We start from the raw sequence: 12467 nt of genomic DNA on the forward strand, positions 1-12467 counted from the left end.
CACGGTTAACTGCCGCCAAAGCAGCGACAGGAGACCGCCATGACCAACCAGACGACCCAAGCGGAACAGTTTGCAGCCCTGCACAAAAAGGGCGATCCGGTCATCCTCTATAACATCTGGGACGCAGGCAGCGCCGCTGCCGTGCGCGATGCCGGGGCCAAGGCAATTGCCACAGGCAGCGCGCCGGTTGCCATGGCGCAGGGCTATTCCGATGGCCAGAACGTGCCGATGCAGGCCGCGTTGGACAATGCCCGCCGGATTGTCGATGCGGTCGATCTGCCGGTGACACTGGATTTCGAAGGCGGCTATGCCGAATCCCCCTCCGAGATCGCCGCCAACGCCCAGCGCGCGCTGGAAACCGGCGTGATCGGCTTTAACTTCGAAGACCAGATCGTTGGAACCAAAGAGCTTTATGATATCGAAACCCAAGCCGCCCGCGTCGCAGCGCTGCGCGAAGGCTGCGATGCCGCCGGCATCCCGGCCTATATCAACGCGCGTACCGATATCTTCCTCAAGGCCGCACCGGATACCCATTCCGAAACCATGCTCGACGACGCCATGTCCCGCGCGCTGGCCTATGCCGAGGCCGGGGCCAGCGGCTTTTTTGCGCCGGGGCTGAAAGACGAAACCATGATCAAGCGCCTCTGCGATGCGACAGATTTGCCGGTCAACATCATCGCCCTGCCCGGCACGCCCGACACACCAACACTGGCGAAACTCGGTGTCGCTAGGATCAGCTATGGACCGGTTCCCTACCGCGAAATGCTGGCCTGGTTACAGGACAAGGCGCGGCAGGCGCTGCAATCGTCATAGGGGATTGCAATTCGCCAGTTTCGCGCCCAACCTGCACAAGCTGAGTTGCAGGAGGGGCGCATTATGGCCAAAGGATATTGGGTTGCCCATGTCGATGTAGACGACATGGAGGCATACAAAAGCTACATCGCTGCAAACGCTGCGCCTTTTGCCGAATACGGGGCGAAATTTCTTGTCCGCGGCGGCGCGCGCGCCGAACCCGAAGGCAAAGCCCGCGCCCGCACCGTGGTGATTGAATTCCCCAGCTATGAACAGGCGCTGGCCTGTTATGAAAGCGAGGGGTATCAGGCCGCCAAAGCCCTGCGCGATCCGGTGTCCATCGGCGATCTTGTGATCATTCAGGGCTATGACGGGTAGCCCCGGCTTGGCTGGCTACAAAATATGGAATAGCTTACGCCCATGTTAAGAAAACTGTTTCAGGCATTCCGCCCGCCGCAACACGACAACCTGCCCGACCCCGATGCCGAGCTTGCATTGGGCGCGCTGATGGTGCGCGTGGCGCAGGCGGATCGGGACTATAAGCTCGAAGAAATCAGCCTGATCGACCGCATTCTGGCGCGTCTTTATCAGCACAACGCCATCGAGGCCGCAAAGGTCCGCGCCACCTGCGAAAAACTGCACGCCGCTGCGCCCGAAACCGACACGTTCGGCAAGCTGATCCGCGAAACCACCGGCGAGAAAGAACGCCTCGCCGCGCTGGACGCCCTGTGGGAGGTCGTGCTGGCCGATGGCAACTCGGCCGAGGGCGAGGTCAAGATCGTCGAAGAGGCGCGCGTTGCCATGGGCCTCAGCTATAACGACAGCAAAGCGGCGCGCGAACGGGTGCAATCCCGCTTGGAAGCCAGCTAAGCCGGGTCTATATCATACAGATGTTTAGCGATTTTCTGTCCCGGCTGACTCAGCCGCAGCCCGACCCGCTGGCCGATGACGATGCGCGTCTGGCCCTGACCTCTCTGCTGGTGCGGATTGCCCGCTCTGACAACGATTATGCCGATACCGAAATGGCCCGGATCGACCGCATCTCGGCGGAACGCTACGGGTTGTCCCCGTTCGAGGCCGCCGCCCTGCGCGCCCGCGCCGAAGACCTTGAGGCCGAGGCCCCCGATACCGTCCGCTTTACCCGCGCCATCAAAGAGGCGGTGGCCTATGACGACCGCCTCGCCGTGGTCCAGGCCATGTGGTCGGTCGCTTTGGCCGACGGCCAGCGCACCGGCGAAGAGGATTCGCTGCTGCGCCTCGTGGTCAGCCTGCTGGGGGTCAGCGACGTGGATTCGGCTCTGGCCCGACAAAAGGCCGCCAAATCGTGATTGCGATGCTGGGCATGTACGACATGCCCGCCACGCGCGCCGCCAATGACCACTTCTGGACTCTGATCCGCAGCCACCTTGGCTTTGGTCCCGACACCCTGACCCGCGACCGTGATGTCTGGGACATCTGGCGTGACCCAGATCTGGTTCTGGCCCAAACCTGCGGGATGCCCTATCGGACGCGGCTGCATGGGCAGGTACAACTGATCGGCACGCCGGATTACGGGTTGCCGGGCTGCCCTGCCGGTCACTATTGCTCGGTCTTTGTCGCCCGCGCCGATGACACGCGCGATCTTGCCGCCCTGTCCGCTGGTGTCTTTGCTTATAACGAGGCTCTGTCCCAATCCGGCTGGGCCGCGCCAATAACGCATCTGTCGGGCCAGACCCTTGCCCCGCAGCAACTGCTGGAAACCGGCGCACATGCGCTCTCGGCGCAGGCGGTGGCCACGGGGCGCGCCGATTTTGCCGCGCTGGATGCTCTGACATGGGCCTTGCTGCAGGACCACAGCGATCTGGGGAGCACACTGCGCGCAGTTGCCACAACCGCCCCGACCCCGGTGCTGCCCTACATCACCGCCAAGGGGCGCGATCCGGCACCGATCGCCCGCGCCATACGCGCCGCCATTGACGACCTGACGGCACAGGATCGCGATCTGCTGCACCTGCGCGGCTTGGTCGACATCCCGGCAACAGACTATCTTGCGGTTCCAAATCCGCCCACACCACAGGCATTTGCGCCGACAAACTGACAGTTTTGGCGAACTCGCCTGATCATTTTGGCGGTTTCGGTGCCCAATCATGTCATTTGCGCATTGCATTGGTTCGTTTTTTCAGCCCTAGTACCGCACCAACACCAACGACTCCGAGACCGCCCGTGACAGAAACCGCTCCCGTCATCGAGATCAGGAACCTCCACAAAAGCTTTGGACAGCTCGAAGTCCTCAAAGGCGTGGATATTACCGCACATCGCGGCGACGTGGTCTCGCTGATTGGTTCTTCCGGTTCCGGCAAATCCACCCTCCTGCGCTGCTGCAACCTTCTGGAAGACAGCCAGCAGGGCGAGATTCTGTTCAAGGGCGAACCGGTACAGTGGACCGGCAGCCAGCATCACCGCCGCCCCGCTGACCCCAAACAGGTGCTGCGCATTCGCACCAACCTGTCGATGGTGTTTCAGCAATTCAATCTGTGGGCCCATATGACCATCCTACAAAACGTGATGGAGGCCCCTGTCACCGTCCTTGGCCGCGACCGGGCCGAGGTCGAGGACAGCGCCCGCAAATATCTGGAAAAGGTCGGCATCGGCGACAAATGCGACGTCTACCCGGCGCAGCTTTCGGGCGGCCAGCAGCAACGCGCCGCCATCGCGCGCGGGCTTTGCATGGAACCCGAGGCGCTTTTGTTTGACGAACCCACCTCGGCGCTGGACCCCGAGTTGGAACAGGAAGTAATCCGCGTGATCAAGGATCTGGCCGCCGAAGGCCGGACTATGATCATCGTGACCCACGACATGAAAATGGCGGCCGATATCTCCAGCCACGTCGTCTTTCTGCATCAGGGCCTGATCGAGGAAGAAGGCACACCCGAAGACATCTTCACCACCCCTGAATCCGCCCGGCTTCAGGGTTTTCTCTCCGCCACTCAGGCGGCATAAACTTCAGGACAGAACCATATAAAGGGGAGTAACTCATGAAAAACCTGATTCTGACCACTGCAGCGCTGGCGCTGACCGCAGGTCTCGCCATGGCCGACACCGTGCGCATGGGCACCGAAGGCGCCTACCCTCCGTACAACTTCATCAACGATGCTGGTGAGATTGACGGATTCGAGCGCGAAGTCGGCGACGAACTGTGCAAGCGCGCCGGTCTGGAATGCGAATGGGTCAAGAACGACTGGGATTCGATCATCCCCAACCTGGTCTCGGGCAACTACGACACCATCATCGCGGGCATGTCGATCACCGATGAACGCGACGAAGTCATCGACTTCACCCAGAACTATGTTCCGCCTGCCGCATCGGCCTTTGTGGCAACAGCCGAAGGCGTCGATCTGACCGGCGGCGTCGTCGCAGCGCAGACGGCGACGATTCAGGCGGGTTTTGTTGCGGAAAGCGGCGCGACGCTGGTTGAATTCGCAACCCCCGAAGAAACAATTGCCGCTGTCCGCAATGGCGAAGCAGACGCCGTTTTCGCGGATAAGGACTATCTGGCACCTTTGGTCGAAGAATCCGGCGGTGAGCTGGTCTTTGTCGGCGACGACGTTCCGCTTGGCGGTGGTGTTGGCATGGGTGTCCGCGAAAGCGACGCTGAACTGCGTGCCAAATTTGACGACGCGATCACCTCGATGAAAGCCGATGGCTCGCTGAATGAGATGCTGGTCAAGTGGTTTGGCGAAGGCACCGCCACCTATGGCACCGACGGCTCGGTTGTCACCAACTAAGCCTTTCTGAAAACGGTCCGGTGCGCCCCGCGCGCGCCGGACCGGACCGACGTTCGAAAGACGCCTGATGTTCTCCTACTGTACCGATCCCGATACGCTGGGCACGTTCCGCTGGTTCTCGTGCTATCTGACCAACGGCGTCCACTGGTCGTTCTACTTTTCGTTCGTCAAGGTTCTGGCCCTGTTGGCCGTTACCGCCCCCGTCGCTCTGAGCTTTGGTTTTTTGGGCGCAATGGCCGCGCGGTCCCATATCCCGCCCCTCAGCTGGCTGGGCAAAGGGTATATCGCCATCGTTCGCGGCGTGCCGGATATTGCCTTCTTTCTGTTCTTCGTCATCGCGCTGGATCAGGGGTTCGAATGGATCAGGCACAAGGTCCTGTGCCCCGACTGGACTGATCCAATCCGTCAGGGCAACGATTTCCTGGTCTGTCAGGCCGCCAAGATGCCGCTTGGCACCTCGCCTGAGTGGGTTCACGAAACATACGGTTTCTTCCTTGCGGTCATCACCTTTTCCATCGTGTTCGGAGCCTTCGCCGCCAATGTCCTGTTCGGCGGGATGCGCGCCGTGCCCCATGCGCAGCTTGAAACCGCCGAAGCCTACGGCATGACCCGCCGCCAGACCTTCTGGCGCATCCTTGTGCCGCAGATGTGGGTCTATGCCCTGCCCGGCCTGTCGAACCTGTGGATGGTCCTGATCAAGGCCACGCCACTGCTGTTCCTGCTGGGCATCGAAGACATCGTCTATTGGGCACGCGAACTGGGCGGCACAAAAACCTCGAAATTTACGCAATACCCCCATGGCGACTGGCGCATGTGGTATTTCCTCGCTCTGCTGATCTTTTACCTCGGCATGACCCGCGTCTCCGAGATCGGGCTTGAAAAGCTGATGCGCCGCCTGTCCCACGGTCAGGCCACATCCGGCGGAGAGCTTCTGCGCAAGGAGACCACGGCATGAGCTGCATCCAGACCATTCAGGATTACGGCCTGCGCTCGCTGGGCTATGGCGAACGCCTGCTGCCCAAGACCGATTTCACCTTATGCGAGCATTTTACGCTGATCGGCTCGGGCATGATCTGGAATATCTATTTCGGCGTCATGGCGATGATCACTGGCTTCTTTCTGGCAACCGCACTGGCGGTCGGAAAGGCATCGCCGAACAAATGGCTGCGCAAACCGGCGGAATGGTTCATCTTCCTGTTCCGCGGCTCGCCGCTGTTTATCCAGTTCTTCTTTGCCTATTTCTTCTTCCTGTCGCTCAAGAAGCCCTATCCGATGTTCGACCCGCTGACCTCGGCCTGGCTGGGCGCGCTGATCGTGCTGTTCCTGAACACTTCGGCCTATTCGGGTGAGATCTTCTATGGCGCGCTGCGGTCCATCCCCAAAGGCGATATCGAGGCTGCGGATGCCTATGGCATGTCCGGCTGGTCCCGTTTCCGGCGCATCGTCTGGCCCACCATGCTGCGTCTGGCATGGCCCGCCTACACGAACGAGGCGATCTTTGTGTTCCAGTCCACCACGCTGGTCTTCTTCTCGGCCTTTCCGGCCTGGCAACAACGCGGAGACGCGCTCTATTACGCTAGCTACTTCGCCGACAAGACGTTCAACCCCTTCGTGCCCTACCCGATTCTGGCCTTCTATTTCATCCTGCTGACGCTGCTGATCGTCTGGGGATTCGGCATGGTCAACAAACGCCTGAACCGGCACCTGCCTGCCGAACGCAAAGCCAAGATGCGGTTCCGGCTGAACCTGGCGCGCTAGGGTCAGGCCCAGTCGACCGGGTTCAGATGGAACAGTTTTGAAAGCTGTTCATAGACCTCGGGCACATCCTGTTTCAGTGCCTTGGGGCGCTCAAAGAACACCTCGACCGAGACCGCAAAGAACTCTTCATGACCTGTCGCGCCATAAGGGTCGATGACAGTGTGTCGCCCGTGTTCGACAGCACTCACATGGGCGTCATAAGCAGTCAGGAACACCTTTTCCCATTCGGCAAAGCTCTGCCCCTCGCTCAGGATCGGAACGCCGTTGGTGCCGCCAGATAGATCATCAATCTGATGCGCAAACTCGTGCAGCACCACATTCTGCCCGTCCCGATCATTCAGCGCCCCCTGCTGGCTGTGTGCCCAGGACAGAATGACCGGCCCGCGATCCCAGCTTTCGCCGGTGCGCACGATCTCTTTTTCTGTCACCACAAAGCCGGAATGCCGCTGCTGCTTGGACTTGAACGCATTTGGGTAGATCAGGATCGTCGTCAGGTTGTCGTACCAAAGGTCGCTGTTGATCACCAACAGGCAGGCCTGCGCGGCAATCGACAGCTCCATTTCTTCGCTCACCTCCAGCCCGTCACAGCCATGGAAACTCACCTGATCCAGAAACAGGTTCACCTTGCCATCCAGATGCGCGCGCAAATCCGGCGGCAGCCGTCGGATGATCGGCACCTGGCGGTCGATGACTTGTCGCTGATGTGCGCTCAGCGGCGTCGCCAACAGCGCCGCGCGGGCTTGTTTCTTCGACCAGACATACCAGCCCAGACCGGCCGCGATCAGTAACAGAATGGTAAGGAAGATAAACATGGCGCGACACTATCGCCAAGGTTGGGCAGGCACAATCGGCTGGCCGGTTTTGTACAAACCGAAAGATCCCGGGTTTTTACGATGTACAAAACGAACAATCCCACCGTTCAGGCGCGCAACGGGGATCGTGACAGTTTGGTGAAATTTTGCCGAAACGCGAAAGAGCACTTGGCATATCCCGGTGTCTGATTTATATATTCCAAATATTAAATTCGGGAAATCCAAATATGACGCTTCCTCCAAACGTTCATGACGCCGAACCCATCCCCGCCGCAGCCCGCGACGCCATCGATGCGCTGATGCAGTCGGGCGACCTGTTCCGCTACACAGCGCCGCAGGATGCACCGGTTGCGCTGCTCGAAGCCGAATTTGCCGCGCTTTTGGGTGCGAAATATGCCCTTGCGGTCTCGTCCTGTTCGGCCGCTTTGTTCCTGTCGCTCAAGGCGCTTGACCTGCCGCGTGACGCGCGGGTTCTGATCCCGGGCTTTACTTTCGCCGCCGTGCCGTCCTCGGTCATTCATGCGGACTGCATTCCGGTTCTGTGCGAGGTGGGTCCGAATTATCGTATTGATATCAATGACTTTACAGCAAAACTTGACGGTGTTCAGGCGGTGATCATCAGCCATATGCGGGGCCACACCTCGGACATGGATGCAATCATGTCGCTGTGCAATGCCCGTAGCATTCCGGTGATCGAAGACGCCGCGCATTCGCTGGGAACCACATGGCATGGCCGCAATATCGGCACCATCGGCAAGATCGGCTGTTTCTCATTCCAGTCCTACAAGATGATCAATGCGGGCGAAGGCGGCATCATGATCACCGACGACGCCGACCTGATCGCGCGCGCCGTGATCATGTCAGGTGCCTATGAACACAACTGGAAAAAGCACGCCGAGGCCCCCGAACTGGCGCAGGCCTTTGGCCGCTGGCAGAACCAGTTGCCGCTTTATAATCTGCGCATGAGCAACCTCAGCGCCGCCGTGATCCGCCCCCAGATTCCCGAACTCGCCCGCCGCGTCCGCGACGGTCTGGCGAACCATGATTACGTCGCAAATCGTTTGAATTCATCACCTTACATTGACGTCCCCGCCCCTCTGGCGCCGGAACAACGCGCCCCGGATTCGATCCAGTTCAATCTGGTCGGGATGGATGACGCCGAGATACGCGCCTTCGCCGCCGCAGCCGAAGGGCGTGGCGTCAAGGTTCAGGTCTTTGGCCAAAGCGAGGACAACGCCCGCGCCTTCTGGAACTGGCAATTCCTGCCCGAGCAGGTCGAGCTGCCCCAGACCCGCGCCATGCTGATGAGCGCCTGTGACGTGCGTCTGCCAGTCCGCCTGACCCGCGAGGAACTGGATGTGATCGCCGATATCCTGCTGGCCTCGGTCGCCGAAGTGACCGGTCCCATCCCGGTTTACGGCACCTGAGGGTCAGGGCTCGTTTGGCCCAAGTATCTCTGATGAAAGAAAAATCGCGTCAATCCCTTCCGGGGTTGGCGCGATGCGCGACAGGATACCGGCGACCGCCAACCCGTCATCGGTCTGCACCAATAGCGGCGCACCGGAATCCCCCATCATCACCGGACAAATCGCCCGCAGCAGGGTCTGCGCCAACGTTCGGTGAACACAGTCTGGCGTCCGGCTCAGAACATGAGGGCGCAGCCCCGGATAGCCGGCCACAAATGTGCCCTGCCCCTCCGGTGAGATGATCGGCATATAGCCCACATCCCGACCAATCGGATCGCGCAGTTCAAGCACCGCCCAATCGCGGTCTGCGCGGGGATCGAACGCGGTTCCCTGCCCCTGATCAGGGGCCATGCGATAGGTCGCAACCGGCGAAAACGCCACGTAGTCTCCCCGTTGATACCCGGCAGCAAACCGAATGCTCGTCGGTGGAATCCAGCGTTTGCGCGCGCTGTTATACAGGCAATGCGCTGCTGTCAGCACATGCCGTTCGGACACCAGAACCCCGGTGCAATGGCTTCGTTGGCTTCGGCTTGCGAAATTCACACGCCCAATGGCCCGCCACGGGGCCGCCGCCGCATCCACGATCTTGCGCGCACGAATATCCTCGCACCCCGCGTCCGAGTTTGCACCAAGGGTGCAGACCGGCTCCCAAACCGTGGAATATCGCCCCTGCGCCAGCGCCGACCCTGCCAGCACCAGTGCCGTGATCAGGGGCAGCAGGCGCACTTAGCTAAGCTTGGAGAGTTTCTGCTGCAACTCGGCCAGTTGCTTCTTGATATCGTTCAGATCCTCATTCGGCTCGGATTTGTCCTCGTCGTCCTGACCCGGCCCGGACCAGTTGCCCGACAAGCCACCGGTCATGGCCTTCAGAAACGCCTGTTGCTGCGCCTGCATCGCCTCGAATCCCGGCATCTGCGACATCGGGTTCATCGCGCTCATGTTCTCGACCATCTTGGCCTGACTTTCGCGCAGCATCTCGAACGAGCTTTGCAGGAATTGCGGCATCATCCCGCCGCCCGGCACCATATAGCTGCGCACAAGGTCGTTCAGCACGTTGACCGGCAGAACGTTTTCGCCCCGGCTTTCGTGTTCGGCAATGATCTGGAGCAGATACTGGCGGGTCAGGTCGTCGCCGGTTTTCAGGTCGATGATCTGAACCTCGCGCCCATCCCGGATGAATCCGGCAATGTCTTCAAGCGTGACGTAGTCGCTGGTCTCGGTGTTATACAGCCGACGGCTGGCATACCGTTTGATCAACAGCGGTTTTTCCTGTTCCGACACCGCTTACCCTCCCCAATATTTGATGCGCTGCAGCAGAGATTATGCGAGCGCAGAACAAAAAGAAAGGGCAGGTCAAGCGACCTGCCCGAAGCAATGGCATCTTATGGGAGGAACAGATGCCTATCGCCCTCTTAACTTACTTGGCTGCGGCGGCTTTCTTGGCGGCGGCAGTCACGTCGTTGGTTGCTTTCTTGACAGCAGCGGTTGCGTCTTCAGCAGCGTCTTTGCCAGCAGCCATCAGCAGCTCAACAGTTTCGGTCTGAACTTTTTTCGCGATCTCAGCGAAAGCAGCCAGGTTTTCAGCAGCAACTTCAGCCGATGCGCTTGCAAAGTCGGTTGCGGCTTTGGCGTAGTCAGCAGGCTCGGCTTTTGCTTTCGACATCTCGGTCAGCTTGGCCAGAGTGTCCTTGGTCCATTTGTTCGAGATTTCTGCCGATTTCTCAGCAGCGTCCAGCGCAACGCCCGACAGCTTTTCGTTCAGCGAAGCGGTCGACTTGAATGCATCTTCCAGAGCGGTGGTATCAACAGGGAATGCGCCCATTACGTCTTTCAGGGTCGCGGTAAAGTCCTGGGTCTTTGCCATTGTCCTAATCCTTTTAGCTTGTCCGGGCCCACCCCGGGTTTCATTAGCTTGAGGACAATATGATTGCTGCGGTGCAGCATTGCAAGTTTTTTCTTGCCGCACCGCAGAAAAATCGCGTTTCAAAGTGATATCAGCGGTTTGCCTTGACCCGAACATAGGTCCCAGGTGCCGGGCAGAGCGGCGGGTGCTTCGAATCACCCGGTTTACGTGCGGGCACCTGCTTGCCAGAGCGCTTTTTCAGCCAGGCTTCCCAGTGCGGCCACCATGAACCTTCATGGAAATCCGCCTGCTTCAGCCAGGTGTCGGCGTCCGCTTTCATGTCGGGGTTCGTATAATGGCCATACTTCTTTTTGCTGGGCGGGTTCACGATGCCCGCGATATGACCGGATTCCGAGACCACAAAGGATTTCGACCGCGATCCCATCTGCTGCACCCCGCGATAGCAATCTTTCCACGCGGCGATATGGTCGGTTTCGCAAGTGATCGCCATCAGCGGCACATCCACATCCTTGATGTGCAGCTTATGGCCCAGCAATTCGAACCCGTCGCCGACGAAGTCGTTGCTCTGGCACAGTCCGCGCAGATACTGCATCGCCATCCGGCCCGGCAGATTGGCCCCGTCCCCGTTCCAGAACAGCAGATCAAAAGCCGGGGGTGTTTCGCCCATCATGTAGCTGCGGATCGCAGGCGTATAGATCAGGTCACGCGACCGCAGGAACGACATGGTCCGCCCGATGATCCATGCGCTCAGGATACCATCATCGGAAACCTGCGCTTCGATACCGTCGATAAAGTCATTCTGCAGGAACGGGGTGAATTCCCCCTGCTCGCCAAAATCCGTCAGGGTCGTGAAGAAAGTCGCCGATTTGATCGACTTGTCGCCACGCTGTTTCAACAGCGACAGCGTCAGGCTCAGCGTGGTGCCCGCGATGCAATAGCCCACAGCGTTGACCTGTTTGACCTTGCAGATTTTCTTGGCCACGTCGATGGCGGTCAGATACCCTTCCTGGATATAGTCCTCCAATCCGATATCCGCGTGCGACTTGTCGGCATTCACCCAACTGACCACGAACAGGGTATAACCCTGCTCGGTCACCCATTTGATCAGACTGTTCTGCGCCTTCAGATCAAGAATATAGAACTTGTTGATCCAGGGCGGAAACAGAACGATCGGCGTTTCATGAACCGTTTCCGTCACCGGCGTGTACTGGATCAGTTCGATCATGCGGTTGCGGTAAACCACCTCGCCGGGCGTTGTCGCGATGTTTCCGCCGATCTCGAACGCGGTGTCATCGGCCAGCTTGACCACCAGTTCGCCATCATTGGCTTCCAGATCCGAGACCAGATTTTCCAGCCCCTTGATCAAGGATTTCCCTTCGGTTTCGACCGCCTTTTCCAACGCGTCCGGATTGGTCGCCAGAAAATTGGTCGGCGCCATCATGTCGATGATCTGCTGCGAGAAGTATTTCAGTCGCTGCATGTCCTTGCGGTCCAGATCCTCGACCGAGGCAACGGCCTGTTCTACCGCGCGTGCATTCGTCTGGTATTGCTGGCGGATAAAGCGGAAATAGGGGTTCGTATTCCACATCGGATTTGCAAAGCGACGGTCGCGGGGGGCATCTTCGTCATCGTCGACCTCTCCAGTGGTCATCGCCTTCTGCGCTTCGGCAAAATTCAGAACCGACTTTCCCCAGAACTCGACCTGTTGTTCAAGCATTTTGGCGGGATTCTGCCATGCCTCGGCCCAATAGGCCGTTGCTGCTTTTGCAAAAAGTTCTTGATTCGGACTGTCCAAAGCGGGGTTATGACCCTTTTTGCCGGCCATGACTTCGACCAGTCGCTTTGATAGCGCCTCGACCTTTTCCATATTTTTCTTAAGCTTTTCAATATTTTCTTCGGTCATTTCAGGCACCTGGCCATCGCTAGTTGTCATTTTAACAATTCCACCCTAACTTCGCTGCCATGCAGAATAACGTCGTGGGCGTCGGGGGGCAAAGCGGCGAATAGTCCG

15 protein-coding genes are annotated in these 12467 nt (G+C 59.3%); 10 read left to right on the forward strand and 5 right to left on the reverse strand.

Annotation, left to right across the window (positions count from 1 at the left end):
* The first annotated feature begins 39 nt into the window (after positions 1-39).
* The 9 genes from ACR0FG_RS08015 to ACR0FG_RS08055 all read left to right on the forward strand — a co-directional run bounded on the left by ACR0FG_RS08015 (position 40) and on the right by ACR0FG_RS08055 (position 6314).
* Positions 40-813 carry an isocitrate lyase/PEP mutase family protein gene (locus tag ACR0FG_RS08015; protein WP_480891824.1) on the forward strand — a complete coding sequence of 258 codons (774 nt, stop codon included), beginning with the start codon at positions 40-42 and terminating at the stop codon, positions 811-813.
* 63 nt (positions 814-876) lie between these two features.
* Positions 877-1170: a DUF1330 domain-containing protein gene (locus ACR0FG_RS08020; protein ID WP_170715853.1), complete on the forward strand. Its 294-nt coding sequence runs from the start codon at positions 877-879 to the stop codon at positions 1168-1170.
* A 42-nt stretch (positions 1171-1212) separates the two neighbouring features.
* Positions 1213-1662 (forward strand): tellurite resistance TerB family protein, encoded by a 450-nt coding sequence (locus ACR0FG_RS08025; protein ID WP_170715850.1) that lies wholly within the window; start codon positions 1213-1215, stop codon positions 1660-1662.
* Positions 1663-1682: 20 nt separating this feature from the next.
* Entirely contained in the window at positions 1683-2120 is a 438-nt protein-coding gene (locus ACR0FG_RS08030; RefSeq protein WP_170715848.1) for a tellurite resistance TerB family protein, read from the forward strand.
* Positions 2117-2869: a phosphate/phosphite/phosphonate ABC transporter substrate-binding protein gene (locus ACR0FG_RS08035; RefSeq protein WP_480891829.1), complete on the forward strand. Its 753-nt coding sequence runs from the start codon at positions 2117-2119 to the stop codon at positions 2867-2869. Before ACR0FG_RS08030 ends, ACR0FG_RS08035 begins: the two co-directional genes overlap by 4 nt.
* Before the next feature lie 125 nt (positions 2870-2994).
* The gene (locus ACR0FG_RS08040; protein ID WP_170715844.1) at positions 2995-3771 is read left to right on the forward strand and encodes an ATP-binding cassette domain-containing protein; all 777 of its coding nucleotides are present in this window, start codon (positions 2995-2997) and stop codon (positions 3769-3771) included.
* 35 nt (positions 3772-3806) lie between these two features.
* Positions 3807-4556, forward strand: a complete 750-nt coding sequence (locus tag ACR0FG_RS08045) for a transporter substrate-binding domain-containing protein (RefSeq protein WP_480891832.1) — start codon at positions 3807-3809, stop codon at positions 4554-4556.
* 67 nt (positions 4557-4623) lie between these two features.
* Complete coding sequence (locus ACR0FG_RS08050) at positions 4624-5511, forward strand: ABC transporter permease subunit (RefSeq protein WP_170715839.1); 888 nt, start codon at positions 4624-4626, stop codon at positions 5509-5511.
* Positions 5508-6314, forward strand: a complete 807-nt coding sequence (locus tag ACR0FG_RS08055) for an ABC transporter permease subunit (RefSeq protein WP_170715837.1) — start codon at positions 5508-5510, stop codon at positions 6312-6314. The genes ACR0FG_RS08050 and ACR0FG_RS08055 overlap by 4 nt, the downstream gene beginning before the upstream one ends.
* A 2-nt stretch (positions 6315-6316) precedes the next feature.
* Here the strand turns inward: ACR0FG_RS08055 and ACR0FG_RS08060 are convergent, their stop codons facing one another.
* On the reverse strand, positions 6317-7126 hold the full coding sequence (locus tag ACR0FG_RS08060) for a M90 family metallopeptidase (RefSeq protein WP_170715835.1): 810 nt from the start codon (positions 7124-7126) through the stop codon (positions 6317-6319).
* 227 nt (positions 7127-7353) lie between these two features.
* Between ACR0FG_RS08060 and ACR0FG_RS08065 the strand changes: the two genes are divergently transcribed.
* Positions 7354-8553 carry a DegT/DnrJ/EryC1/StrS family aminotransferase gene (locus tag ACR0FG_RS08065; protein ID WP_480891837.1) on the forward strand — a complete coding sequence of 400 codons (1200 nt, stop codon included), beginning with the start codon at positions 7354-7356 and terminating at the stop codon, positions 8551-8553.
* Between the two features lie 3 nt (positions 8554-8556).
* On the opposite strand, the gene ACR0FG_RS08070 is transcribed toward ACR0FG_RS08065, so the two are convergent.
* From ACR0FG_RS08070 to ACR0FG_RS08085, 4 genes are all read right to left on the reverse strand, one after another.
* On the reverse strand, positions 8557-9318 hold the full coding sequence (locus ACR0FG_RS08070) for a trypsin-like serine peptidase (protein WP_480891840.1): 762 nt from the start codon (positions 9316-9318) through the stop codon (positions 8557-8559).
* A complete protein-coding gene (gene phaR, locus ACR0FG_RS08075) occupies positions 9319-9873 on the reverse strand; it encodes a polyhydroxyalkanoate synthesis repressor PhaR (RefSeq protein ID WP_170715829.1) in 555 nt (184 codons plus the stop codon).
* A 136-nt stretch (positions 9874-10009) separates the two neighbouring features.
* Positions 10010-10456 (reverse strand): phasin family protein, encoded by a 447-nt coding sequence (locus ACR0FG_RS08080; protein ID WP_170715827.1) that lies wholly within the window; start codon positions 10454-10456, stop codon positions 10010-10012.
* 130 nt (positions 10457-10586) lie between these two features.
* Positions 10587-12389 (reverse strand): PHA/PHB synthase family protein, encoded by a 1803-nt coding sequence (locus tag ACR0FG_RS08085; RefSeq protein ID WP_480891845.1) that lies wholly within the window; start codon positions 12387-12389, stop codon positions 10587-10589.
* Positions 12390-12467: the final 78 nt, after the last annotated feature.

Source organism: Ruegeria sp. E1 (assembly GCF_056534225.1).